We start from the raw sequence: 25,475 nt of genomic DNA, 5'->3' as shown, positions 1-25,475 counted from the left end.
GTTATTAAAACGCCAACATTCCCTAAAATAACGTTTTCTAAATATGAAAAAAGAGACACCTTTTCCCGCCTTTAAAGGCAGAAACAAGTGTCTCTTTAAGCAGAATCTTACCCGGCCGGAGGACTCCGGTATACGATCTCTTTTCCGGTGCGGGCGGATTCGTAGGTTCCCAGTATGAGCTCCAGCGAATGCCTTCCCTCCGTTCCGGGCACGAGGGGCTCTCTGCCCTCCCGGATTGCGAGAGCCATGTCCCGGATCTGGATCCGGTGTCCGTCGGGAATGACCTTGAACGGTTCGAATTCCGGGAGCTCCACAGGCTCCCCGTCGATTTTAAGCGCCACGATGTCGTCGTCTTCGATCACCAGGGAGCCTCTCTCCCCATGAATTTCGACACGGTGCACAGGCCCCAGGTGCGCGGTGGTCGTAATTTCGAGCAATCCCAGCGCGCCGCTCTCGAACTGAAGCACCGATACCGCGGTATCCTCCACTTCGATATCCCTCAGAACGGCCTTGGCTTTGCCGTACAGGGAGGAGACGGGGCCCGCCAGCCACTGGAGCAGGTCCACCGTATGAATCCCCTGGTTCATCATGGCCCCGCCGCCGTCCATCGCCCAGGTGCCGCGCCAGCCCGCGCTGTCGTAATAATCCTGGCTGCGGTAAATGTTCACATAGCCTGAGCAGAGGCTGAGCTTGCCCAGCCGGCCTTCCCGGATCAGCTCCCGGGCATACCGGGCCGCAGGGGACATCCGGCGGGGAAATACCGTCGAGAGGAGGACGCCGTTCTCGCGGCTGACCCGGATCATGTCGTCGAGGTCTGCCATGGTAATGGCCATCGGCTTTTCGACGAAGACATGCTTGCCCGCTTTGGCGGCCTGCACGGCCTGCCCGGCATGAAGCCCGCTCGGCGTGCAGATGCAGACCACGTCCAGATCGTCGAGGGCGAGCATCTCTTCGAGGCTCTCGTAGACCGCCGCCGAGTAGGTCTGTCCGAAACGAACCGCGTTCTCCGGCACGAAGTCGTACACCGCGGTCAATTCCGCCTCCGGCGTCTCCCGGATTCCCTTAGCGTGGATGTCGGCGATGATGCCGCAGCCGATAAGGCCGAACCGGACTGGCCGCGCCGTAACCGGTGTTGTCATAAGAAAGTCACTTCCCTTTCGATGGTAGGCTAATTTCCGCCGGGAGCGGACACGGATGAAGAGGATGGAGATACCGGCGCTGCTGCCGGTGCGGGCGAGGATTCCGATACGGGCGCTGCTGTCGACTCCGGGGCGGTCGCTGCAGACGCTGCGGCCGTTTTCCGCGGTGCCGCCGCAGGTTCCGCCGCCGCTGCCGGCGCCGTCTCCCGGAGCAGCTGCCGGACCGCGTCGCGGTCATGCGCAAGCTGCTCAACGGGCGGGTACGGGGCGAAGCATTCGAGCGTCACCCAGCCCCCGTACCCCGTCTCCGCCAGCGCCTCGAAGAGCTCCCGGTGGTCGACTTCCCCCTCGCCGAGGCGGCACTGGAGGAAGTGCTCTTCCCCGTGCCGGGTGACGTTGCGGAACGTTCCCGTCCCCGGCCCGCCCGCTGCGGGGATTCTTTTCTCGTCCTTCACATGGACATGCTGCAGGCGGCTGCCCAGCCCCCTCACGGAAGCGCGGCCGAAATCGGTGTCGCTGATGTACATGTTGCCCGCGTCGTGAATCAGCCCGACGTTGTCTTCGCCGATCATCTCCAACAGACGGAGGGAGCTTTCCACGGTTTCGATCAGGCTCACATTGTGAATCTCCAGCAGGATCGTCTTTTCGTGTCTGCGGGCCGCCTCCGCGCATTTTCTGAGCCAGTGGGCCGCTTTTTCGTAATGATAATCGGCAGCCAGGAAAGCGTTGGGTCCCCCCGGAAAAACCCGGATCATGTCCGTTTCCAGATAATCGGCCCGCTCCAGCAGGGCGAGAAACTCGTCGTAAGCGGCTGCGCATTCGGGATCGCCCGATTCGGAAAACCGGCCCATATAGCCGCCCAGCACCGGGATGTCCAGTACATGCTCATCGGCGAGCCTGCGGATCTCCTTCACCCTCGGAATTGATGTCTGGGGCGATAAATGAGGCTCCCGGCACGCGATTTCAATCCCGTCGAAACCGAGATCCGCCGTGATTTTCATCGCTTCCTGAATGCTGTACTCCATGAGAGCGCCGCTGAATGCCGCGATTTTCATAAGAGAGCCGTCTCCTTTCATTTAATGCCCGAGGCACTGTGGTTCTGCACGAAATATTTTTCCGCGAATAAGAAAACAATCAGAATCGGCACCAGGCTCAGCAGAGCGGCCGCAACCATCAGCTGTTCGTTGCCGAACCATTGGCCGCCGAGCGAAAGAATTCCGATCGGGAGCGTAAACTTATCGTTCGAGGTCAAATAAATAACCGGCGTCAAAATTTCGTTCCATTTGCCCATAAACGTAAAGATCGCCAGCGTAGCCAGCGTCGGCCTCGCCATCGGCATAAAGATCCGCCAGTACACCTGAATGGGGTTGCAGCCCTCCAGCTTCGCGGACTCCTCGTATTCCTTCGGAATGTTCATAAACGCCTGCCTCATCAGGAAAATACCGAACGGCTGCGCGAGCCACTCGATTACCCAGAGCGGCGTAAGCGTATCGAGCATTTGCAGATTATTGAAAATAATAAAATGAGGGATGATGATGACGACTGGCGGGATCATCATCGTTCCGAGCACCATGACGAACAGGGCGTTTTTAAGCGGAAAACGGAGTCGGGCGAACGCATAGCCGACCATGGAGCACGAGAGCAGCGCTCCCGCCACGGATAACAGGGCGACGTAGAAGCTGTTCATCGTATACCCGCCGATGTTGCCGAGCTTCAGCACTTCCGCATAGTTCGACCATTGAAAAATTTCCGGCATCCATCTCGGCGGTACGGACGTGTACTCCTTATACGTCTTGAGCGAGTTCATGAGCGCCGTCGCGAACGGAACAATCATCACAAGCGACGATAAAATAATGGCCGTATACCGGAGAATCGTCGGCAGCCTTTTATGCTTCATAGAGGGTTCTCCTTTCCGGCGGCAAAGCCGCCCGGAAGTCCGTTACGGAGGGTCCGGTCAATCGTAGTGGACCCATTTTTTCTGCACCTTCATTTGAATCAGGGTAAGCGTGAACAGGATCATAAACAGCACCCAGGCGATAGCCGAGGCATAGCCCATCCGCATGAAGGTGAAACCTTCGCGGTACAGATACAGCATCAGGACCAGGCTGGAATTGTTCGGTCCGCCCGCGGAACTGATGTCCCCGCCCCCCGTCAGAACATACACCTGCTCGAAGGCCTGGAACGTGCTGATCGTGCTCAGAATGATAACGAGAAACGTCGTCGGGGAAATAAGCGGAAACGTGATCGACATAAACTTTCGCAGCGTGCCCGCTCCGTCTATTTCGGCCGCCTCGTACAAATCCTGGGGCACGCTTTGCAGGCCGGCCAGATAGATGACCATGATATAGCCGATCCCCTTCCAGACGGCGATCAGAACGAGCAGCGGGATCACGAGCTTCCCGTCCTGCAGCCAGCGCTGCGGGTCCAGCCCCAGCGAGGCCAGAATCGAGTTGGCGAAGCCGAAACGCGGATTGAAAATGGCGTCCGACACGTACAAAATGACCGTCCACGATGAAATTACCGGAATAAAATGGGCCATGCGGAACAGCTTCAGCCCTTTCAGCTTCTGGTTCAGCACAACGGCCAGGATCAGCGCCAGAATCGTCTGGGCCGGAACGAACAGAACCGCGAAATACAGCGTGTTCCACAGCGATTTCCAGAAAAGCTCGTCCCCGAGCAGACGTCCGTAGTTGTCCAGCCCCGTCCATTTCGGCGGGTTCATCATGTCGTATTGCGAGAAGCTGAAATAGAGCGAGGCGATGAGCGGCCCGGCCACGAACACGATAAAGTGAATCAGGTAAGGGGAGACGAGAAGCAGTCCCCATTTCCCCTCCTGATCAAGCGGTCTGAGCTTTCTTGCCGGGGTTTGAGCTTTCGCATAGGCTTTGCCGCTTACGGTGTCGTTCATAGAAAGCCCATCCTCCCTTCCGTAAATTGCGGTTTACTTCTTATAAAAATCATCCAGCACCTTCTGCACCGCCTTATCGGCATCCGCCAGCGCGGCGTCTATCGGAGCGTCTCCGAGGAATGCCCGCTGGGCGTTCTCGTTGAACTTGCCGACCCACTCTTCCCATACGGCGTTGTTGTCGAGCGTTTTGGCAAATTCCAGGCTGTCGAGGAACGCCTTCCGGTTGGCCGGCTTCTCTCCCGCTTTCAGGAACACGTCGGAATTCGCGACGGATTTCTTGACGGGAATCGCTTCGCCGAGCGCCGCCCATTCCTTCTGCACGTCGTCCTCCGTCGCCCAGTACTTGATCCACTCCCAAGCCGCCTGCGCCTTGGCGTCCGGCGACTTCTGGTTGACGACCCAGGAGTTCGCGATAACCGGCGATACCCGCTTGCCGTCGGGTCCTTTGGGCAGCAGCGTGACATCGTAGTTCAGCTTCGCTTCGTTGGCGGCCAGCACGCGGGCATAGATGCCGATGCGCATCGCGGCTGAACCGCTCGGGAATACCGCCATCGAACTCTGGAAGCTTTTCAGATCGACGGGGTCGGTGATAATGCCCCTCTTCATGCCGTCCACCATCCACTCGAACGCCTGCTTGTTCTGCGGGGTGTTGATGACCGACTTCTGGACCGTATCGTCCAGGACGCCGCCGCCGTAAGATTTCATCACGGAGAACCAGCCTTCCGTAATACTGAAGAAGGTAAGTCCGAACTGGTTGACGTTCTTCGGATCGAAGCCGGATTCGTCCGCCTTCTTGCCCTTGGCGTCAAGCGTAAGCAGCGCCGCGTTCTTTTTCAGATCGTCCCACGTCCAGTCTTCACTCGGGTAAGCGACCCCGGCTTTATCGAACAGATCCTTATTGTAAAAGAGCGCCCCCACCTGAATGCCCTGGGGCACGGCCCAGTACTTTCCTTTGGCGTCTTTGTTGAAATCGAGCCCGTAGTAGTCGTCTTTTTTCAAATCTTTGCCGATCCATTCGGTGAGATCCTTAACCGCCCCCCGCTCGGCATATTTCATGACATAAACTCCGTCCGAAAGCCACACGTCCGGCGCCTGGCCGGCCGCGATCTGTGTATCGAGCTTCTGGTAAAACTGCCCGTAAGGGGCGCTCTGGGTGTTTACTTTGATGTCCGGGTGCTTCTTCATAAACTTATCGATCAGTTCTTTCATCTTCGCATCCGATTTTCCGTCGGAATAATAGCCGAGCAGGATTTCAACCGGCTTGCCGCCTTCCTGGGAACCGCCGGCCGCAGTCGTCCCCGCCGTTTCCGCCGTTCCTTTCGAGCAGCCCGCCCCCACTACCGCCAGTGTCAGTGCCGATAGAAGTACCGTTGTCCAAGTCTTTCTTCTCATCTCTCTGTTCAGCCCCTTGTCTCTTCAAAATTAAGTTGCTCATTCGGCGGTTGACCGCCGTTAGGTGACGCCGGCAATTCCGCGCCGTGAGGTGTATCATCCGGTGCATCACTCGGTGTATCGCTCGGTGCATCGCTCAGTGCATCGCTCGCTGCAGCGAGTGATGCGTCATTCTCGCGTCGAAAGCTCATGCAATCCGCTGCCTCCGCGAATGCGGTTCGCCGGCTCAACCGGTCTTCGGGCTCCGGCGGTCGCCACAGCGTGCCGCGACGCGCGCCCGGATTCGCCCAAGCCGCTTAACGCCGGAAGCCCGGACTGCCCGGACTGCCCGGACTGCCCGCCCTACTCCTCCGCGCCGCCCCAGACGGCCGAGGCTTCCCCGGGCTTGTCGTAGGCATGCGCCCAGTAGTAACCGGCCGCCATGATCCGCCGCGGGGCGAAGCCGATCTCGCCGGACGCGGCTTGAACGGGCTCGGACGCCGCGGTGAACGTCCCGTCGGATGCGGACCGGCCGTCCACGTACTTGCCGCCCATCCGGGTGAACCGCCCGTGGACAGCGGCCGCGACGGGCTCGCCCGTCCGCAAGTCCGCCGTTTTCAGCCGGACGGAAGCTTTCGTGCCGTCATACGTCACCTGCATGCCGCCGACGATCATGGGCTTCAGGTCCGTAACGCCCGTCTTCGCGGATACTTCCGGCGAGGCCGGGCCTTCGTTCCCCGCCGCATCGAAAGCCGCTACACGGTAGTAGTACACCGTATCCGGCAGGAGCCCGCCGTCTGTGAACGAGAGGCCGCGCGCCGTCCCGGCCAGCAGCTCCCGCGAAGGTTCCAATCCCCGCACGGTGCTCCGGTAGATCTTGTAGCCCTCGACTTCCATGTTATCGGAAGCCCGGCCGTAGGCCAGATCGATCCGCTGGTAGTCGAATGCATCCGCTTGGGGCCTGCCTCTCACGGCCGAAGGAGGCCGTTTGTCGGCCGGCGGCTGCCAGAAGCGGGCGCCGGGGCCCCAGGCGGAAGGCAGCGCGCGCAGCGTATCGTAGTGATGCAGCGCGATTCCGCCGAATGCGGCGTTCCCTCCGAACGCGGCGTACACTTTATCCAGCTCCCGCTCCATATGGGAGCGCCCTTCTTCGCTGAAGGAGATCGTTTCCGGATCGCCTCCGTCCGCGATGTCTTTGGTCTCTACGCCGAGGATAACGGAGTACGGCTTCCCGATTTTGTTGGCGTAGTCGATCTCTCCCTGCGCCTGCTGGATGATGCCGGCACCGCCCTCGGCCTGATCCCGGTAATCCATAATGGCGTCCTGGATATGCTCGGACAGCCATTTCGTGGAGCCGTTCCACGTAATGCTTTTCGCCGTGTCCGACGAATCGTACCATCTCGGGATAGCCGGTCCGACAGGCAGTGATAAGCCCGACGCGTCTTTGCGCTCCATCAGCGCGGCAAGCATATCGAGATACTGGATCTGAACGTCCGGGTAGCCCGTTTTAAAATCCGGCAGCGAATACGGCTCCGTATCCACATTCACTCCGTCAAACCGCTCCGCGGCTTCGGAAGCCAGGTTGTAGTTCAGCACCTTTTCGAACTCCCGCAGCGCCGCTTCCCTGTATCGCGGATAAGTTCCGAAGTACGGCGGAACCGTTCCTCCCGCTATCAGCGCCTGCACGCGGTATCCTTCGGCATGAGCCCAGCGCACGAAATCCCGCACCTTGGGTCTCTCGTCCTCCAGCATGTCCGTGCCCCCTAATTTGTCGACCCCCAGATAAAGCGTCGTAACGGGGTCCTGGCCGAACGTCTTCGTATCCTTCGCCATCGCATCGAGTACTTGCCGGGAACCCGGCGTTTGGATGAGATTGTAGGACGCGTTCTCCCAGATCCACATGGAGCGGTCCTGGCGGGGCAGCACGGTGACGGGCTTCGGCTCCGTCCCTCCGCCCGTGCGGACGTACGTCGTCAGGCTCCGGCCCGTATGGCCCCGTATGTCTGTCGCCCGGGCCTCGATGCTGTTCGTGCGGCTTCCCGTTTTCTTCGTCTCCCATTTGTAAAGATAGCCGCTTCCTTTCTTCTCGGCCCGCTTCCAGTTCCCGCCGTTTATGCGAACCTCCACGGATTTAACGGGATTCGCGCCGTAAACGTCCACCGTCACATCGGCAGTGCCGCTCACCTTGTCACGGTCAACGGGACTCGTGATCGTTACCTGCGGCACGTCCGCGGCCGGGTTATCCACCGTCAGACGGGTGTAGGCCGACCAGGCATTGTACCGTGTCGCCGTATCCTTCCCCCTGGCGATCAGCTCGACCTCCCCGTCGTATTCGGTAGTATCCAGGTCATAATACCAGGTACCCGCATCATCCCCGTTGGGGTCGTCCATGTGCGCGTCCGCCACTTTTTGACCGTTGATCACCAGCTCGACCTCGTAAGCTCCCGCATAAGAACCGCCGATCCTGACCGTCCCCACTTCCAGACGGCCACCGTCCCTGTGGGAATCGATCGTCAGCAGCGAAGCCGCATTCCCCCTGGACACCGGAAAGGTCATTAAACCAAGCAGAAGAGCCAGCGCGAAAAGAAATCCTTTTTTCCAGCCGTTCCATACGGATGTCACGGAATCATCTCCTTATCGGATTCATGTTCATGTTGCGGCCCCGGCAGACATACACGCCGTTTTTTGCGCTTACCCAGGGCGCTTTTTAACGGGCCGATAAAAATAAAGCGTTTTCAATGTGTAGCTGTAGTATACGGGATGAAAAAGCGGCGCCGCATGGTTTTTTATTTACAATTGGTGTTTTTTTGCTACACTATTTTTAACTCCGACAATGAGAAACGGAAGAGGGGTACATCGATGAAGACCCGGAATTCCCAACACAAAATCGTATCGATCCACCGGCGGCTGTTTATTCTGATCCTTTTCTTCATCGCCCTGCCTGTCCTGATTTTGGGGTGGCTGTGGTACGAAACTTCCACCCGCACGATCGAGCAGTCCGCCATCGAAACGAACCGGCGCTTTATCGAACAAACCGGTAAAAACCTGGATCTGTACATATCCAACCTGGAAAAATCCACTTATCCCATCGTTACCAGTGCCTTGACCCAGCAGTTTCTGGCGCCCGCGCTGCCCTCCGCTTATCCTTACTATCAGCTGACGGAAAAAGTCGAAAACGACTTGTTCGCGCAGATGATCTACGGGCGCTCCGATATTGTCGGCATTTCTCTGGTGGGCAAAAACAGCCTGCAGATCAACGATTTCAGCGAGGCGAAAGAAATTCTCGATATGAACACGATCCGCAGCCGCAACGCGGACCTGCTGAAAAGGCTGGACACTCTTGGCAATTTCGAGGTGCTCGGTTTAAACCGGATCGGCTCCAGCCCCGTTCTGACGGTCGCTCGCAAGCTGCACAGCAGCTCGACCTATCTGTACGAGGGACTCCTCATCGTCGACCTTAACCTCCAGCAGATTGAAAATATATGCAAAGATGTTTCGCAGGGAAGCTTCAGCGCCTGGATCTCCTCGGCGGCCGGAGAGCTCGTCTACCATCCCGACGCCTGGAAAATCGGCACGTACCTTCCCGGTGAGCAGTTGACCCGGTTTCAGGGAGAGCAGCCGGATTTCTTCCGGACAGATACGCCTCAGGGCGAAGAAATTGTCATTTATGAAACGTCCCGGGTCACCGATTGGATCGTCGGAGCCAACATTCCGATGGAGACGATTATCGGGAATCTGATCCGCCTGAGAAACATCTCGCTTGCCGCTGCACTGCTGCTGTTTGTGATTGCGCTTTCAATCGTGGGCGGCTATTCGCTCTCCATCACGCGGTCTTTGACCTATCTGCAAAAATGGATGGAAAAAGTCGAAAACGGCGATTTTAACGTCCGGATTACTTCGACGCGGGAGCGTAACGATGAAATCGGGCTTGTGTTCCGAAGCTTCTCCAAGATGGTCAGTGAACTGAACCGGCTTGTGAGGGAGGTTCATTCTTCCAAGCTGAAAGAGCAGGAACTCATTATCAAGCAGAAAGAATCGGCTCTGCAATCCATGCAGGCGCATATCAACCCCCATTTTCTGTACAATTCGCTGGAAATTATCAATTCCCATGCCATCCTCGAAAACAACCGCAGCATCAGCAAAATGACGGCGGCCCTGGCGCATATTTTCCGCTACAACACGGGCAGCGCCGGACCGCTCGTGCCGCTCGGCGAGGAAGCGGCGCATATCCGTTCCTATCTGGAGATCCAGACTTCCCGCTTCCGCAATCTCCAGGTGGAGATTGACATCGGAGAACCGTGGCTGAGCACCGTCACGACAGTCCGGCTGACGCTGCAGCCTCTGGTGGAAAACGCGTTCATTCACGGGTACCGCGACAAAAAGCCCGCGTATATCGGCATTATCGGCAAGCCCCGCGATACGTACTATGCCGTTGAAATATCCGACCGCGGCCTGGGGATGAGCGCGGAGACGGCCGGGAGGCTCGTCTCGCTGCTTGCCGGCAGCACCGGAGACGGACCGGCGGAACTGGAGCCGGAGCCGGACGGCTCTTCTCCGGCAGACCCGCGCGAAGCTCCGCCGGCCGCTGCCGGCCATGCCTCCGAGGCGGCCGCGGACCTCCCGAGAGCGGCCCGGGAAGCGGCATCCGCCTCCGATGGCAGAACGGCGGATGCCGCTGCCGCGAGCGGGCCGGAGGACGACGGCGCCTTCATCGGCCGGACATCGGCGGCCGCTCCCCCGGACGGCTCCAGGCTGCCGCAGAAGCCTGCCTCCGGTAAGGCATGGCCGGATTCAGCCGGGACGCGGCCGGACGGCGGCGGCCGCCAAGGGGGCATCGGCCTGCTCAATGTGCACCGGCGCATCCGGCTGACGTTCGGGGAGGAATACGGAGTCTTCCTCCTCTCTTCCTCCCCCGGCGCGGGAACTTGCTTCGAGATTCGTCTGCCTTATTCGAAATAACGAGGAGGTCTTGCCATGTACCGGATGATGATTGTCGACGACGAATATATGATCCATTTGAGTGTCCGCAAGATGGTGGAAACGTCCGGACTGGACATTGTCATCGCAGGCGAAGCGGAAGACGGGGAGGAAGCGCTCCGGGTGCTCGGGAGCTGTTCCCCGGACATCGTCCTGACGGATATCCGCATGCCGGAGCTGGACGGGCTCTCCTTCATCGAAGCGGCGAAAAAGCGGAATGAACGGACCCAGTTCATTATTTTGTCGGGCTACAGCGATTTCGAATATGCCCAGCAGGCGATCCGCTTCGGCGTCTCGGATTTTCTGCTGAAGCCCGTCGATCCCGACCAGTTCCGCGAAGCCCTCGGCCGGGTGTACGACCAGCTCGCCAGCAGCGAGTCGAAGCTGTCCCGGCAGCATGAATGGCTGCTGACGCTGCAGGGGCTGACCGGGGAGCTGATCGAGCAGCTCTGGGCCGCCTGCGAGGACAAAGCCCAGCTTCTGGCCGGAGAAGCGCTCCGGCATTACATAAGCTCGGGCCCGGCCGAGCTCAGCCCTCCGCAGTTTGCCCACCATTTCACGGGCATGCTGGAGACGGAGCTGGGCAAACGGGATTTCCGGTTTGCCCGTCCCTACTCAGACCGCGAATGGCCGGGCCATGCGGCGGAGCTCGGAGAGGCCCTGCGCGGGACTTTGAGCGCCATGATCCGGGAAATCAAAGGGACCCGCAACCTCGGGTCCCGGCAGAATATCCACCGGGCGATGCAGTACATGCGGGAGCACTACGCCCGCGAAGATCTCTCGCTGAGTGTGGTGGCGGAGGCCATCGGCATGTCCGACGCGTATCTGAGCCGCATGTTCAAGGAAGAGACGAACGTGAACTTCGTGAAGTACCTCATCCGGCTGCGGATGGAGAAGGCCAGGGATCTCCTGGAGCATACGGATTGTCCGACGACGGACGCCGCCTATCAGGTCGGCTTCTCCGATTACTCCCATTTCAGCAAAACGTTCAAAAAGACATACGGGCTTACGCCTTCCGAGCTCAGGAAACAAAGCCGTCAGCATCCGGAAGGATAGCCCCGCATAAACAGAAGCCGCAAACGGATCGCCGTTTGCGGCTTCTTTGCATGATCATCAGGCCGTACCGGACAAAGCAGCCGCCCGATTTTCTGGTAATTTCGTTACATTTTCTGGTAAATTGATTATAACTTTTTAATTAAATAGATGAAATTATTTACATTTTTTCAAGAAGTGATAAGCTTTTTTTTGTAAGAACCAAAAAACTATAAAGGATGTGTGCCGTTTGAAGAAAATGAAGACCGCTCTCGCTTCCAGTCTCACTCTGCTGTCCCTTGTAGTCTCTCTCGCCCCTGTGTCCGCTTCGTCCAATAACCGGGAGCTGGAGAAAGAAGTCGCCGCCGGAATTACCGGTCAGGAACGTCAGATCATGATCGACGTCATGAAAAATCTTCCCAAAGAAGAGCGTGAAAACGTCATATACATCGACGACAACGGACAAATTCATGCCAACAAGACAGAGTTGAAAGATGTCTTCGGCAAAGTGGCCGTATCAGAAGACAATACCGTAGCCGTCAGCAGCAATGAAACCTTCACCCTGCCGAAAAGCACCGACTCGCCGGCACTAAGCAAGAACGCTTCCGTCACCCCGCTTGCGGGTTATGCTTGTGGAGAAGCGGGCGGACCTTACCGTCGCGTATTCTCGAATCCCGGTTTCTCCTGGTGGTCCGGCAACGTATATCTGCCTTCCAGCACCAACAATGAAGTTTACGTGAACAACGCTACTTCCAACGATACTCCTTACATTTATACGGGTGGGCACGCCAGCAACGGAGCCTCCGAAGTCGATGCCGGATTCCAGTACAGCAAAACGTACAACAACTGGGCCCACTCGATCTTTACCGGCGGCGTCTACTACCATAACAATTCCTTCCGTTTCAAGGCCGGACAAAATCTTACGTTCAAATTCTACGTACCGGCAGACGGGCAAGTCGCTCTCTATGCCGCAGGTATCCGGTATGACACGAATACGGCGGACAACTATACCGTTGTAACCAATGCGTCCGGCTGGAAAAAAAGCGGCGCCGGCAACGAGATCAAACGGATCACGGCCATTGCGAGCAACGCCCCTAAGCCTTATAGCACCGGGACTTATCTGAAAAACGTCAAATGGTCCAATTCCAAGATCGGAACAAGCTCGACCAGCAATCACCAATGGCTGGCGGCGGATACGGGCGGCTACTGCACTTATCCGAACTCCACCCAAGTCAGCGTTAACTATGTGAACGCGGGCGAGGAGACCGTCAATATCAGCATGAACTAGCGGACTGCCTCAATTCCATTCGTTCCGCACTCTTTTTGTAAGGTAATCCCCTTCGGACGGGTTTCATAGAAGCTTTGGCTGCTATCGCCCCGGCTTTGTTCAAGACAAGGTATATCCCCCTTCGGGCGGATATACCTTTTTTTACGGAACCGATGCCCGTACTAAACCTGCAGCCCGCTAACTATCCGGGAAATAAACTCCACAAATTCATTCTCTAATGGATAGAATACAGTCGTCCCTATTCCCATATAGTGTAAACGCAACCGTAATTTATACCCTATCAAAATTAGAGGAGATGAATTGATGAGAGTAAAAAAATGGGTGCTTGGTTTCATGACGGCGGCTCTGTTATCGTTAACACTGATGATCAGCGGAGCGGCCGCAGCACCGGTAACGAGTGTTCACAGTATCTGGTCTACGAAACCTATTCAGGTCATAGACAATGGCACCGCTTACAAAGCCAAGGCGGGAAATGTTATCATCAGTTGGACGAATCAGCCCTTGTCTTCGGGTGACAGCGGTTTCTTCAACGCGATCGTGCAAGCAACAAACGGCATCCAATATGAGTTCCGGCTCGTGTCGTTCAGCTCCAGCACAAACGATGAGATTACAGGCAAATTCGATATCTACAAAAACAACACCCTGGTCACCACCGTTGCCGGAACCGCTTACGGGTTGAGCCAGCCGGTCGGAAGCTATTTCAAGTTCTACGACACGTCCCAGCAGTGGCATGTTTCGGCTTACATTACAAGCCGCTTCGATTATTAATCACCGGCTAAATGAAACGTCCGTGTTAACTTGCAATTCCTGACGGCTCTATAAATAAAGAACGGTTGCAAAAAGGTACATTCCCTTTACGAAGGGAAATGTACCTTTTTAAATGGGAGGCATTCCAATCATCCATTCGGCTTCCCGTTCATACTACAACGAATGTGCGGCTTATAATTTTCCGCAAAATAAAGGGCCGCATCTCCAGACCGCACCCGGTTGATTCGAAATTTACCGAAAAACGGGCCATTATTTGTCATGATTCCGTTTCTCCGTGAATCCCGCCTCATACCACCGTCACATTGTGCTCCTGCCGGTATTCCGTGGGCGTCTGCAAAAATTTCTTGCGGAACACCTGTGTAAAATGCCTCACATCCTGGTAGCCCACACGCTCGGCGATTTCCGCCAATTTCAGCCGGGGGTTGCACAGGAGCTGCTTGGCCTGATCCAGCCGCAAGCCCGTTACATACTCCTTGTAGCCCTGGCCGGTTTTCTGTTTGAACAACTGGCTGAAATAGACCGGGTTCAGAAAGACGACAGAGGCCATTTTCTCCAGGGACAAGTCTCCGGAATAATGCGCCTTGATATATTGCAGCGCCACCTCGATGGATTTGTCTCCGCTCATTTTGATACTGTCGTATTCGACCGCTGCGGAAGCCTGCCTCAACCGGGTGACGATTTGCGGCACGTTTTTAAAATCATGATGGAGCCCCGAGTTCAAAATCTGGAAGGGCACCTTCAAATAGTGTTTGAGGTGACCTTTCAGCGCGTCCAGCAGGGTATCGATCCGGATACCGTCACCGAGTGCCGCAAGACCGAGCAGGCTCTGGCGGTCGTAGCTGACGACAAAGCCCTGGCCATGCGTCTCGATCATTTCGGAGAGGACATTTTCCACGATAAAATGTTCCAGATGAACGCTCTTGCTCCCGGCATCCATCTGCACGAACACGAGGTAATAATCCGGGAAATCTTCCACGAACGACTGAATATCGAGGTTGCCGGTATCCAGTCCCGCCGCCAGCCGGAGAAAAACAGCTTCGCGCAAATATTTCAGGCTCGACTTCAGTCTCACGCTCTCCTTGCTTTGGAGATTCTCGCGTCTGATCTCACCGGTGAGATTCTCGATCAGCTCGACCAGCTTCGGCTTGCCGATCGGCTTCAGCAAATAGTCGCGGGCGCCGAGCCGGACCGCCTCCTGCGCATAAGCGAATTCGGAGTGAGCCGAAATGACGACCCATTTGATGGCCGGATGCTTCCGCTTCGAAATGCGCATAAGTTCAAGGCCTGTCATCCCCGGCATGATAATGTCGGTAAGCACGATATCCACGTGCCGTTCACCGAGGATTTTGACCGCTTCCTCGGTCGAAGCCGCCAGATAAACGCCGTACCCCGGGCAGGCGTTCTCGATCGTGCGCTTGACCCCTTCCCGGATGACGCTCTCGTCGTCGGCAACCAGAATGTTCATACGTTCTTCTCCTCCTTCGGAAGCGGGACCCGCACGATGACGGTCGTTCCCCCGCCCGCTGAACTTTCGACCGTGACGCCGTATGCGCCACCGTACATGTGCCGCACACGCCGGTGCAGGTTCTGCAGCCCGATGCCGCCAGGCGGTGCCGCTCCGCTGCCTTCGCCCGGACCATCCCGGCTCTCCGGAGCGCCGGTCGCGACCCCGGCGCTCCCCCCGCCACCCGGTGCGCCGGCGGCGCATTCGCCGTACAGCGACTCGCGCAGCCGGAGCAGCTTCTCTTCCCCGATGCCGACGCCGTTGTCCCCGATCCGGATCGCCAGTCTCCCCGCCGTCCGCGAAGGTCGAGATGGTGAGCATCCCCGGCCGGCTAAGCGGCTCCAGGCCGTGCTTCACGGCATTCTCGATGATGGGCTGGAGCGTCATCTTCGGAATACGGATGTCCATGTACCGTTCATCCGTCTTCAGCTCCACGTCCAAACGTCCTTCGAGCCGGACGAGAATGATGGTCAGATAGTGATGAATCTGCCCGAATTCCTCGCGAAGCGTAACCTCCGCACCTTCTTCCCACTGGCTGCTGTAGCGGAACATATGGGAGAGCGAAAGTACGACTTCGCCCAGCTTGTCGTTGCCTTTCTCGTCCAGCATCCAATAGATCATATCCAGCGTATTGTATAGGAAGTGGGGGTTCACCTGGGACTGGAGCGCATGAAGCTCCGCATTCTTTTCGCTGACCGATGAAATCTTCACCCGTTCGATAAGCTCCCCGATCCGGTTCACCATATGATTGAACGATCCGACCAGAATGTTGATTTCCCGGTAGGAAGTCACATTTACGATTCCTTTGAAATTGCCCTGCTCCACCTGTTTCATCTGACGGATCAGCCGGATGAGCGGCATCGAAATCCGTTTGGATACGATGGAAGCGATAAATGCCGAGACGAGAACGAGAATCGTTCCGATCAGAATAATATAGCGCTGCATCTGCACAAGCTCGACGTTCAGATCTTTGTAGGGCGTCAGGCTGACCACCAGCCAGTCGGCAAAAGGCAGCTTGGAAGCTACCGCCAGCCGCCCGTTCTTCTGATCGACGGTCATTTCCCGGGAATCGTCCGGCAGCGGGATATCCCCGAGGGAAGGCAGCGAGGCGGCCGAAGAAGTAGAAGACACGAAGCGTCCTTTATCCGAAACGATATATACCTCGCTGTGTTCGCTGAGCTTCAAGTTATTCAACGCGGACAGAATCGCCTGCGGATTCGCTTCGTACAGCACGATCCCGATCGGCTTATGCTCGTTGAGATCGTAAATTTGACGGCCGAAGGCAAATACGGTCCGCTTCTCGTTCTGGTCGATCAGGGAGTGGGGAAACACGCCGAGCCAGACCATTTTGCCCGAAGATTGACGGACGTCCCGGTACCAGCCGGAACTGCGGTATTCGGGATCGACCACGTTCATGTAGTTGCCGTAGTTGTAGATCTTTCCTTTGTCCATGATGACGTGAATACCGATCAGATCTTCCCGGGAGTAGAAAATCGCCCCGATCATGTTAGTGACGGAGCGAGTGTTGATATAATCGAGCGCGGGCTCTTGCGGCGATTCCGTCAGCAGTCGGACGAGATCGAAATTGTTGCCGATCGTTTTGGACAAGCTGTCGTAGCCTTTGAGCAGCAGGTCGAAGAGATCGACGGTCTGCGAGACGTTTTTCCGGGAAAGGTCGCTGATCTTCGTCTGAAACTGCTCCGTCGTGCGGCTGTAGAACAGCAGGGAGATGATGATCAGAATGCCGGACATGCAGAACAGGAACAGAAAAAACAACCGGTGGTGGATAGATTGGAAGCCGCGTCTCAAAGATTCGTCCCCTTTCGTTGTTTCGCCCGGTCCTTGCCGCCGGCTAGGCGCCTACCCTTTTACCGCCCCGGCAACCATGCCCTTCGTGATTTTTTCCGAAAGAATGAAATAAAGGAGAATGACGGGCACTGCCCCCATGACGAGAAAAGCCCCGATGTTGCCGTAGTTGACGGAATACTGGCTCACGAAGGTGTACACACCGAACGGAAGCGTCTTGAGCTTCTCCGAGGAGATGAACGTCGCCGCCAGGATGTATTCGTTCCAGATGTTGATGAACGTTAAGATGCAGACCGTCATGACAGGCGGAACGGAAACCGGGAGGATGATGCTGCGGAAAATGCGGTACACGCTTGCCCCGTCCATATAAGCGGACTCTTCGATTTCGTGCGGAACCGTTTTCATAAAACCGCTCAGGATAAAGACGGCGACCGGCGTCTGGAACGCGATGTAAGGCAGAATCAGAGACAAGTGCGTGTTGAGTATGCTCATATTTTTGAAAATAATCATCAGGGGCAGCAGCGTGGCCTGCAGCGGAATCATAAGCCCGATCAGAAAAACGAGCATGACGGCGGGGGCCAGCTTCCAGCGGAAGCGCGAGATGGCGTAAGCCGCCATGGAGCTTAGCAGTATGACGCAGACCATCGTAATAACGGTGACGAACACGCTGTTGAACAAATACTGCAAATAATGGCCCGCCTCGTAGGCTTCTTTGTAGTTGCCCCATCTCGGGGATGCGGGCAGGGAGAAAAAGCTGCTGCCGAGAATCTCTTCGTTGGTTTTAAGGGAGTACGTGAGCAGCCAGAGAAGAGGATACATCTGGGTAACGGCCAGAATCGCGAAAAGCATATAGACGATTCCTTTTTTAACGGATTTCATAGGTATCCTCCTCCTAGCTTACCTTATTTTCCAGACGTTTGAAAACCACATTAATCAGCACCGTAAACGCCAGGCACAGGATAACGAGGAAGGTGGCGATCGCGCTGCCGTACCCGTATTTCTGGGACAGGAACGACATGTTGTACATATGCGTCGAGATCACATCCGTCGAGTGTGCGGGCCCGCCGCCCGTCATGACCATCACGAGATCGAACGCCTGCAGGGAGCCGATAAAGGCGAGCACGAGCGAGATTTTCAGAATGGGCACGATCATCGGGAACGTGATGTAGCGGTCGGCGGCAAAGCCTTCCGCTCCGTCGATGCGGGCCGCCTCATAGATCTCGGCCGGGATGTTCTGCACCCCGGTAAACTGGATAAGCAGGTGATAGCCGAAATACTGCCACAGGGACACGAAATAGAGGCAGAACATGGCGATGTTCGGCTCGGTCAGCCAGCTGCGCGTCCATTCGGTCAAGCCCATTGCGGTCAGCAGCCCGTTGATCATCCCGCCCATCGAAGCCGGGTTGTAGACGGTTTTCCAGAGCTGCCCGATAATGACGACCGACAAAATCACCGGCAGAAAGTAAACCGACACGAGCGAATTGGCTTTTTTCACGTACCGGTTCAGCAAAATCGCTACCATCAGGCAGACCGGAATCTCGATCATGGAAAAGACCGCGTAAAGCAGCGTCCTGCGGACGGACGGCCAGAAGACCGGATCGCCGAAAAACATCGTCTTGAAGTTGGCCAGGCCAACGAATTTGGAGCCCGATATACCGTTCCAGTCCAGCAGCCCGGTGTAAAACGAAACCAGGATGGGGACGAATACCATGCAGACGTACAGCAGCAGACTTGGCAGCACGAAGACGGCGATAGTACGCGCAGGTACTTTTAACACATTCACACGAGTACGCCTCCTGTAGACAAACGGCCGCTTGCTCTTTCTCCCCATGGGGCGGCCCTTGCGAAAAAATGTCGAATGTCGATGAAAAAGGGGCCCGGTTCGAACCCCTCCAGCGCAGCACTCTTTTTTATTTGTTGGCCTCGAATGCGCTCTGATGCTCCTGCGCGACCTGTTTAGGATCGGCCTTCTGGATGAACAGGTTCTGGATGCTGCCGAGGTGGACTTGAGCGGTGGCCGGATTCATCGTGTTGTCGAACGCGAGGTCGCCGCCTTTGACGTTTTTGAACAGATCGAGGATGGAAATCGCCAGATCGGAGTAACCCGCCGCTTTAAAATCCCCCTCGACCTTCTGGCCGATGCCCACGGCGTTCTTCAGCTCAAACTGGACTTTAGGCAGATTCAGCGTGAAGTAGTTCAGGAAGTCCTTCGTCTCCTGCAAATGCTTGCTGTTGGCCGAGATGGCGAAGGCGCTGCCCGGCGCGATCATGTACTGGTTCACGTCGCCTTTGCCGCCCACTGTCGGGAACTGGAACACGCCGACCTTGCCCCCTACGGAAGAAGCGTCGATGGCGCCCGTTTCCCACGTTCCCATGACGTGCATGGCCGCTTTGCCCGTTTTGAAAATGTTGCCGCCCGCATTGTAATCGACGGATGTGGCGCCTTCGTTAAATGCGCCGGCCTGCACCAGCTCCTGGAACTTCGAAACGGCTTCCGTAAATGCCGGATCACTGAACGTCTTCTTCTTGTCGAGCACGTCCTGGAGGAAACCCGGGCCGCCGTTGGTGCGGAGCAGCATGTTCATAAACAGGAACGAACCTGTCCAGGAGTCCTTCTCCCCGATGGCGATGGGCGTGATGCCTTTGGATTTCAGCAGTTTCACGTCTTCCAGCAGTTCCTCGAACGTTTTCGGCGTATCCTTGATGCCCGCCTGCGCGAACAAATCCTTGTTATAGTAAACGACCTGGATGTTGTTTCCGTCCGGCAGCGCATAGACGTTACCCGCAAAGCTGTAGTAATCGAGCAGCCCGTCCTGGTAAGTCCCTTTGAGGCCGTTCTTGTCCAGCATGTCGTTCAGCGGAGCGAGCAGTCCGGCATCGACGAACGGCTTCATCTGGGCGGCCGGGTTCACGATCGTGATGTCCGGGATTTCTTTGGAGGCGGCCTGGGTTTTCAGCTTCATTTTCTGCTGGTCGGTGTTCATGGAATCAAGCTCGATATGAATGTTGGGGTTTTCCTTTTCATACTGCTCCACGATTTTATGAAGCATTTTGTACGTAGGCGTCGTCGGATCGGGGTATATGTTCTGGAACGTGATGGTGACTTTCTTGTCCCCTCCCTTAGATCCCGTATTCGTATCCTGTGTGTTCGCCGTACCCGCGGATTCATCGGCCCTTCCGCAAGCCGCCAGGCCGACCGCCAAGATACCGGCCAGTGCCGCGGCGGAGATGCGAGCTGTTTTTCTGCCCATTTTCCCAACCCCCATTAAGTTCGAAATGTAAGTTTATTATCATCGTTTGGAGCGCTTTCAACAATGCAAGAAATTTAGGTATGTGGTTTACTTTTTCAAGATTGTGGAATTTTTCAATTGAACAATCAGAGTTAAATCCGTCCGTCAACTGGAAAAGTGCAGTAAAACGCCCTCCGTCACAGCCGTGCTACACTAGTACAAAACGGCCTTGATCTATGCCGGAGAGGATGGTTTTACAGATGGAACATGTCCGCATCGGAATCATCGGATTGGGTAACATGGGATCGGCGCACGCGAGATATTTGATTGAGAACAAAGTAAAAGGCGCGGTGCTTGCAGCGGTGTGCGACGCGCGGACCGAGCGGCTGGAGTGGGCGGCCCGTGAATTCGGAGACGGGGTTGCACGCTTCACCGGCACCCTGGAGATGTACGCCTCCGGCACAATCGACGGCGTGATCATCTGCACGCCGCATTACGGCCATCCGGCGGAAGCCATTGAAGCGTTCCGGCACGGTCTGCACGTGCTGACGGAAAAGCCGGCCGGCGTCTATACGAAGCAGGTCCGTGAAATGAACGAAGCGGCCGCGGCATCCGGCAAGGTGTTCGGCATCATGTACAACCAGCGAACGCAGCCGCTGTACAAAAAGCTCCGGGAAGCTGATCCAAGAAGGCGAGCTCGGGGAAATCCGCCGGATCAACTGGATCATCACCCTCTGGTACCGGTCCCAGAGCTACTACGATTCCGGCGGATGGCGCGCCACCTGGGCGGGAGAAGGCGGCGGCGTGCTTATCAACCAGTCGCCCCACCAGCTCGACCTGTGGCAGTGGATCACCGGCATGATGCCCAAGCGGCTTCGCGCCTTCTGCGCGTTCGGCAAACACCGGGACATCGAGGTGGAGAACGAAGTGACCGCCTACGCGGAGTATGAGAACGGCGCGACGGGCGTATTTATCACGTCCGCCTGCGAAACGCCGGGTACGAACCGGCTTGAAGTGGCGGGAGACCTGGGCCGGATGGTCATCGAAAACGACAAGCTGACCTTCTACCGGCTGCGGCAGTCCGAGACGGAATTCAACCGCACCTATAAGGGCGGCTTTGGAGAGCCGGAGGTGTGGAAAATCGACATTCCCGTCGGAGGAGAGCGCGGCCAGCACTACCTCATCACCCAGGATTGGGTGAACGGCATTCTTCACGGCACTCCCCTGATCGCTCCGGGCGAAGAGGGGTTGAAGGGACTCACGCTCTCGAACGCCATGCTTTTATCCGCCTGGACGGACAAATGGGCGGAGCTCCCGTTGGACGAAGAGCGGTTTTACGAGCTGCTCCGGCAGAAAATACAGGCTTCGGGAGCCGTGAAAAACGCGGAAGAGAAAACGCTCGATACGACAGGTTCTTACTGACAGGAAGAAGCGCACACCTATGGAGCCCGCCTTTGGCTGGGGAATTTATAGAGCGGACTAGAGCGTTGTGTGGAGCGGCTGCGGGGTGCATAGCTACTGCCGTGATGCGACTGCTTCAGATTCTTAGCGAGCAGGCGCGATGTTCAGCACGGATGTATCTTCGGGGTGCATAGCGGGCTTGTCGCGATATGCGGTGCGGCTGCGACTGCGGGCACCTGTCTCCCACCCTTTAATTGGCGGCCGTCATAAAAGACGACACCCTGTAGTCACAAAGTGTGCCGCCAAAAATGCTCCGGACACGCCTTCCTTGCAAATAGAACCAGGAAGCGCTTCCATGCTACACTAAAGATAGAATGGCCGCTTCCGGGCGGCCCTTACATCCCGATAAAGCGTGGTGCTCTCCCGCATGTTCAAGAACCTGCACGACCGTGAAGATACGCTCGGCCTGAGCTACCGGAACGAAGGGAAGGTCGATTCCGTTTTTCATTCCCATGCGTATTACGAAATTTATTACTTCCACGGCGGAAGCTGCAACTATCTGATCGGCGGCAACATCTACATGCTCCAGCCCGGGGATCTCATCCTCATGAACGGCATGACGCTCCACTGTCCCAAGGTTGATACCGCCGTCCCTTATATCCGGACGACTGTGCATTTTGAGCCGGCGGCCCTCAAACCGTATCTGGAGCTGCCTCATGCGGTCAATGTTCTACAGCCGTTTCAGGAATTGAAAAACTGCCGCCTCACTCTCCGCGGACCCGAGAAAGAAGAAGCGGAGCGCATCCTGCATGAAATGAGCGTCCACCGCAGGACGGACGGCTTGATCGCCTACAACCGGCTCCACCTTGCATTCCTGGACCTGCTTTATTTCGTTCACGACCAGTGTCAGCGTACGCTGCGCGCGGGACGCGAGTTTTCTTCCGAGAAGGAAAAACACGTCCAGCGCATCGTCAGCTTTCTCGAAGAGCGCTTTGCGGAAGATCTGCACCTGGAGCATCTTCAGGAGCACCTTAACTTCAGTAAATTTTATTTATCTAAAATATTCAAGGAAATCACGGGACTGACCATCTTTCAGTTCGTGTACCGCCGCAGAATCAACGAGGCCAAAACGTTGTTCCTGCACAATCCCGGCCACTCCGTTACCGATGTGTGCCTGCAGGTCGGCTTCAAGCATCTCGCGCACTTCAGCCGCTTGTTCAAGCAACAGGTCGGACTGACGCCGGAAAAATACAAGAAAACGGTTCGCGAGCAGCTTTCTTCGTAACCTCCCGCTCGGTCACAGGAGATCGGCTGGCGTCACTTTACCCGTCGTGGAGGCTGCCACAAGAGTCCGGTCTCGGGGTTCCCCTCATTCGAGAAGAGCTCTCACTGGCGGCAGCGGCCGGACACATCGCCGTACAACATCTCATACGGAATCTTTTCGTAACGGGCATGATCCTACCATCATCCTGAAAGGAGCATCTCTTTTGAGCAAAAATGACGGCATGAACTATGCGCCCGAAGGCAAACCGGCATCGGTCGTCGCGAGGGGCGACTTTATTTTCGCGGCTGCGGGATTGGAACACGGCCACATCTACGGCATGTGCAACGGCCTGCGGGAAGCCGGGGGCGAGCTGAAATGGGTTTACGACCCCGATCCCTTGAAAGTAAAAGCATTCCTGACCGCTTATCCCGGTGTCCGTGCCGCCTCGTCGTTGGAGGATATTTTACAGGACGGGGAAGTCCGGCTGGTAGCGGCGGCCGCCGTTCCATGCGACCGCGGGCCGCTCGGAGAGAAAGTGATGCGCAGCGGCAAGGACTACTTCACCGACAAAACGCCGTTCACCTCGCCGGACCAGCTTCAATCGGCCAAAAAAACCGCAGCCGAGACCGGCCGCAAATACACGGTCTATTTCAGCGAGCGGCTTCATGTCGAAAGCGCCGTCTTCGCGGGGCAGCTCGTCCGCGACGGGGCGATCGGGCGCGTCGTACAGGTGCTCGGCCTCGGCCCGCACCGGCTGAATGCCGCTTCGCGTCCCGGCTGGTTCTTCGAGCGGGCCAAGTACGGCGGCATCCTGTGCGATATCGGCAGCCACCAGATCGAACAGTTTCTGTTCTTCGCCGGCTGCCGGGATGCACAGGTGCTGCACAGCAAGGTCGCCAACTACAACAACCGGGAGTATCCCGAGCTGGAGGATTTCGGCGACGCGACCCTGCTCGGTGACAACGGGGCGACCCAGTATTTCCGCGTCGATTGGCTGACGCCGGAGGGCCTGTCCACCTGGGGAGACGGGCGCACCGTTCTCCTCGGCACGGACGGCTATATCGAGCTGAGAAAATACGTAGACATCGCCCGCAGCACGCAGGGCGACAACTTATACCTCGTGAACGGCGAGGGCGAACGCAGGCTTGAGCTGAGCGGCAAAGTCGGCTATCCGTTCTTCGGAGAGCTCATTCTCGACTGTCTGAACCGCACGGAGCATGCGATGACCCAGGAGCATATTTTCAAAGCGGCCGAGCTGTGCCTGCTTGCCCAGCAGAAAGCGGTAAGGGCCGAATAGCGGCCGGCGGAAGTTCCGCCTTTACGGACAATACATTTTGGGTGCACAGACATTATGCCAGTGAGCTGTTTATGCACTCTTTAATTATAGACTGCTTCTAATCTCGTATCCTGGTTGTCTGTGCAACGCTAACCTTTTTTCACTTCACCCACACAGATTTGGGGCCTCTGCCGGTGATCCGGGCTGTTTCCCTCTTGCCGATAGACCCAGGTACCCACTGTCCCATTCACGAGGAGTAACGTCTAAGACCTTCAAAGTTAGACCGGACTTAACGGCCCTCAGCTCTAAGCTCTGCGACCGCTTCAGACATGCGGTACCGCATCGTGCGCTGTGAACGGCATGCAGTGTGGCGTTCAATCGCGATCAACTATCCGACCGGAGGTGTCCTACCGAATGAAACTATCCGTGTTTACCGTTGCCACACCCGAGCTGTCCCCGGAGCAGCTGGCCGCCGCCGCAAAAGAAGCCGGAATCTCCGGCATCGAGTGGCGCTGCAAGGAGATTCCGCCCGAGATGGCCGGTGAAGCGCCATCTTACTGGCGCAACAACCTCTGCTCCATTTCGCCGGACTGGGACGAGGCGGAGCTGAGCCGCTTCCGGGAAGCCGCCGAGCGCCACCGGCTGCGTTCGCTCAGCGTAACGCCTTACCTCGAATCCGGCGATCTGGTAGGCACCGAGCGCGTGCTCGACGCCGCCCGGCGGCTTGGCGCCTCCTTCATCCGGCTCGGCGTGCACCGCTATGACCGGACGCGGAACTTCCGCGAGCTGTTCGAACTGCAGCGGGCCTATCTGCGCGAGGCGGAAGCCTTGTGCCGGGAGTACGGCGTGAAAGGGCTCGTCGAGACGCACCATGTGACGCTTGCGCCGAGCGCCTCCGCCGCCTACCGTCTCGTGGAAGGACTGCGGCCCGAGCATATCGGCGTGCTGTACGACCCCGGCAACATGGTCTATGAGGGCTTTGAGAATTACCGGATGGGAATGGAAATTCTCGGCCCTTACCTCGCCCACGTGCACGTCAAGAACGGGGGCTGGGCGCCGGGTCCCGAAGAGAACGGCATGACCCGCTGGGTTTCCGCCGCCCGCCCCATGAACCGGGGAATGGCCGACTGGAGGCAGGTCGTCGCGGATCTCCGCGCGGTCGGCTACACGGGCTGGCTGGGCGTCGAAGATTTCAGCGGCGAGCTGCCCGGACCGGAGATGCTGAAAAAATTCAGCGCTTTTATGAACGGCTTGATGCAGCGGCAGTACGAGATGACGTAAAAACGCCGTTCGAGCAATGAAAAACCAGCCGGTTATTTTTCCGGCTGGTTCTTCTGTGTCGGGTGACAGAAAATGTGCGACTTTTTTTGCAGCCCCGAAGCCTCCTCTATTTAACCTATGCTATTTAAACACCATTTTTATCCATGTACAATGAAGATAGAACAGTTCTTCGTTTGACGCTTACCGGCCCAATACAATTTAATGCCATTAAAATCTCCCCAAGGAGGTAC

The 25,475-nt window shown here is 57.0% G+C and carries 17 protein-coding genes, 2 pseudogenes and 1 other annotated feature; of the genes and pseudogenes, 8 read left to right on the top strand and 11 right to left on the bottom strand.

Annotated elements, in window-relative coordinates; translation table 11 throughout:
• Positions 1-107 precede the first annotated feature (107 nt).
• From ABC395_RS01950 to ABC395_RS01925, 6 genes are all read right to left on the bottom strand, one after another.
• Entirely contained in the window at positions 108-1,139 is a 1,032-nt protein-coding gene (locus tag ABC395_RS01950; protein WP_413000358.1) for a Gfo/Idh/MocA family protein, read from the bottom strand.
• A gap of 29 nt (positions 1,140-1,168) precedes the next feature.
• A complete protein-coding gene (locus ABC395_RS01945; RefSeq protein ID WP_413000357.1) occupies positions 1,169-2,194 on the bottom strand; it encodes a sugar phosphate isomerase/epimerase family protein in 1,026 nt (341 codons plus the stop codon).
• A 17-nt stretch (positions 2,195-2,211) separates the two neighbouring features.
• Positions 2,212-3,036 (bottom strand): carbohydrate ABC transporter permease, encoded by an 825-nt coding sequence (locus tag ABC395_RS01940; protein ID WP_413000356.1) that lies wholly within the window; start codon positions 3,034-3,036, stop codon positions 2,212-2,214.
• Between the two features lie 57 nt (positions 3,037-3,093).
• Positions 3,094-4,047, bottom strand: coding sequence for a carbohydrate ABC transporter permease (locus ABC395_RS01935; RefSeq protein ID WP_413000355.1), 954 nt, complete (start codon positions 4,045-4,047; stop codon positions 3,094-3,096).
• Positions 4,048-4,080: 33 nt separating this feature from the next.
• Entirely contained in the window at positions 4,081-5,439 is a 1,359-nt protein-coding gene (locus tag ABC395_RS01930; RefSeq protein ID WP_413000354.1) for an ABC transporter substrate-binding protein, read from the bottom strand.
• Between the two features lie 342 nt (positions 5,440-5,781).
• Complete coding sequence (locus ABC395_RS01925; RefSeq protein ID WP_413000353.1) at positions 5,782-8,040, bottom strand: Ig-like domain-containing protein; 2,259 nt, start codon at positions 8,038-8,040, stop codon at positions 5,782-5,784.
• Positions 8,041-8,277: 237 nt separating this feature from the next.
• Here ABC395_RS01925 and ABC395_RS01920 point away from each other — a divergent pair, with 237 nt between their 5' ends.
• The 4 genes from ABC395_RS01920 to ABC395_RS01905 all read left to right on the top strand — a co-directional run bounded on the left by ABC395_RS01920 (position 8,278) and on the right by ABC395_RS01905 (position 13,483).
• The gene (locus tag ABC395_RS01920; protein WP_413000352.1) at positions 8,278-10,377 is read left to right on the top strand and encodes a cache domain-containing sensor histidine kinase; all 2,100 of its coding nucleotides are present in this window, start codon (positions 8,278-8,280) and stop codon (positions 10,375-10,377) included.
• Positions 10,378-10,392: 15 nt separating this feature from the next.
• Positions 10,393-11,451 carry a helix-turn-helix domain-containing protein gene (locus ABC395_RS01915; RefSeq protein ID WP_413000351.1) on the top strand — a complete coding sequence of 353 codons (1,059 nt, stop codon included), beginning with the start codon at positions 10,393-10,395 and terminating at the stop codon, positions 11,449-11,451.
• Between the two features lie 235 nt (positions 11,452-11,686).
• On the top strand, positions 11,687-12,715 hold the full coding sequence (locus tag ABC395_RS01910) for a hypothetical protein (protein WP_413006669.1): 1,029 nt from the start codon (positions 11,687-11,689) through the stop codon (positions 12,713-12,715).
• 303 nt (positions 12,716-13,018) lie between these two features.
• Positions 13,019-13,483 (top strand): hypothetical protein, encoded by a 465-nt coding sequence (locus tag ABC395_RS01905; RefSeq protein WP_413000350.1) that lies wholly within the window; start codon positions 13,019-13,021, stop codon positions 13,481-13,483.
• 286 nt (positions 13,484-13,769) lie between these two features.
• On the opposite strand, the gene ABC395_RS01900 is transcribed toward ABC395_RS01905, so the two are convergent.
• From ABC395_RS01900 to ABC395_RS01880, 5 genes and pseudogenes are all read right to left on the bottom strand, one after another.
• A complete protein-coding gene (locus ABC395_RS01900) occupies positions 13,770-14,948 on the bottom strand; it encodes a response regulator transcription factor (protein WP_413000349.1) in 1,179 nt (392 codons plus the stop codon).
• Positions 14,945-16,796: pseudogene (locus ABC395_RS01895) on the bottom strand (sensor histidine kinase). The gene ABC395_RS01900 and the pseudogene ABC395_RS01895 overlap by 4 nt, the downstream one beginning before the upstream one ends.
• A gap of 51 nt (positions 16,797-16,847) precedes the next feature.
• Positions 16,848-17,672 carry a carbohydrate ABC transporter permease gene (locus ABC395_RS01890; RefSeq protein ID WP_413000348.1) on the bottom strand — a complete coding sequence of 275 codons (825 nt, stop codon included), beginning with the start codon at positions 17,670-17,672 and terminating at the stop codon, positions 16,848-16,850.
• 13 nt (positions 17,673-17,685) lie between these two features.
• Entirely contained in the window at positions 17,686-18,576 is an 891-nt protein-coding gene (locus ABC395_RS01885) for a carbohydrate ABC transporter permease (RefSeq protein WP_413000347.1), read from the bottom strand.
• A 127-nt stretch (positions 18,577-18,703) separates the two neighbouring features.
• Entirely contained in the window at positions 18,704-20,044 is a 1,341-nt protein-coding gene (locus ABC395_RS01880) for a sugar ABC transporter substrate-binding protein (protein WP_413000346.1), read from the bottom strand.
• A gap of 239 nt (positions 20,045-20,283) precedes the next feature.
• Between ABC395_RS01880 and ABC395_RS01875 the strand changes: the two are divergent.
• From ABC395_RS01875 to ABC395_RS01860, 4 genes and pseudogenes are all read left to right on the top strand, one after another.
• Positions 20,284-21,445, top strand: a pseudogene (locus tag ABC395_RS01875) (Gfo/Idh/MocA family protein).
• A gap of 406 nt (positions 21,446-21,851) precedes the next feature.
• Complete coding sequence (locus ABC395_RS01870) at positions 21,852-22,709, top strand: AraC family transcriptional regulator (protein ID WP_413000345.1); 858 nt, start codon at positions 21,852-21,854, stop codon at positions 22,707-22,709.
• A gap of 202 nt (positions 22,710-22,911) precedes the next feature.
• Positions 22,912-23,985 carry a Gfo/Idh/MocA family protein gene (locus ABC395_RS01865; protein ID WP_413000344.1) on the top strand — a complete coding sequence of 358 codons (1,074 nt, stop codon included), beginning with the start codon at positions 22,912-22,914 and terminating at the stop codon, positions 23,983-23,985.
• Positions 23,977-24,307, bottom strand: a sequence feature (23S ribosomal RNA rRNA prediction is too short). (Overlaps the previous gene by 9 nt.)
• A gap of 71 nt (positions 24,308-24,378) precedes the next feature.
• Positions 24,379-25,245, top strand: coding sequence for a sugar phosphate isomerase/epimerase family protein (locus ABC395_RS01860; protein ID WP_413000343.1), 867 nt, complete (start codon positions 24,379-24,381; stop codon positions 25,243-25,245).
• Positions 25,246-25,475: the final 230 nt, after the last annotated feature.

The sequence above is a fragment of the Paenibacillus canaveralius genome, from assembly GCF_047238265.1.
In the GTDB taxonomy this organism is placed as follows: domain Bacteria; phylum Bacillota; class Bacilli; order Paenibacillales; family NBRC-103111; genus Paenibacillus_F.
This window is presented reverse-complemented; position numbering and strand designations above follow the sequence as displayed.

What these genes read in the sequence shown, in the direction of transcription:
- ABC395_RS01860 (WP_413000343.1), top strand. Translation starts at nt 24,379, where the DNA reads ATGAAACTATCCGTGTTTACCGTTGCCACACCCGAGCTGTCCCCGGAG.
- ABC395_RS01930 (WP_413000354.1), bottom strand. Translation starts at nt 5,439, where the DNA reads ATGAGAAGAAAGACTTGGACAACGGTACTTCTATCGGCACTGACACTG.
- ABC395_RS01940 (WP_413000356.1), bottom strand. Translation starts at nt 3,036, where the DNA reads ATGAAGCATAAAAGGCTGCCGACGATTCTCCGGTATACGGCCATTATT.
- ABC395_RS01915 (WP_413000351.1), top strand. Translation starts at nt 10,393, where the DNA reads ATGTACCGGATGATGATTGTCGACGACGAATATATGATCCATTTGAGT.
- ABC395_RS01910 (WP_413006669.1), top strand. Translation starts at nt 11,687, where the DNA reads ATGAAGACCGCTCTCGCTTCCAGTCTCACTCTGCTGTCCCTTGTAGTC.
- ABC395_RS01900 (WP_413000349.1), bottom strand. Translation starts at nt 14,948, where the DNA reads ATGAACATTCTGGTTGCCGACGACGAGAGCGTCATCCGGGAAGGGGTC.
- ABC395_RS01945 (WP_413000357.1), bottom strand. Translation starts at nt 2,194, where the DNA reads ATGAAAATCGCGGCATTCAGCGGCGCTCTCATGGAGTACAGCATTCAG.
- ABC395_RS01905 (WP_413000350.1), top strand. Translation starts at nt 13,019, where the DNA reads ATGAGAGTAAAAAAATGGGTGCTTGGTTTCATGACGGCGGCTCTGTTA.
- ABC395_RS01870 (WP_413000345.1), top strand. Translation starts at nt 21,852, where the DNA reads ATGTTCAAGAACCTGCACGACCGTGAAGATACGCTCGGCCTGAGCTAC.
- ABC395_RS01880 (WP_413000346.1), bottom strand. Translation starts at nt 20,044, where the DNA reads ATGGGCAGAAAAACAGCTCGCATCTCCGCCGCGGCACTGGCCGGTATC.
- ABC395_RS01950 (WP_413000358.1), bottom strand. Translation starts at nt 1,139, where the DNA reads ATGACAACACCGGTTACGGCGCGGCCAGTCCGGTTCGGCCTTATCGGC.
- ABC395_RS01890 (WP_413000348.1), bottom strand. Translation starts at nt 17,672, where the DNA reads ATGAAATCCGTTAAAAAAGGAATCGTCTATATGCTTTTCGCGATTCTG.
- ABC395_RS01920 (WP_413000352.1), top strand. Translation starts at nt 8,278, where the DNA reads ATGAAGACCCGGAATTCCCAACACAAAATCGTATCGATCCACCGGCGG.
- ABC395_RS01935 (WP_413000355.1), bottom strand. Translation starts at nt 4,047, where the DNA reads ATGAACGACACCGTAAGCGGCAAAGCCTATGCGAAAGCTCAAACCCCG.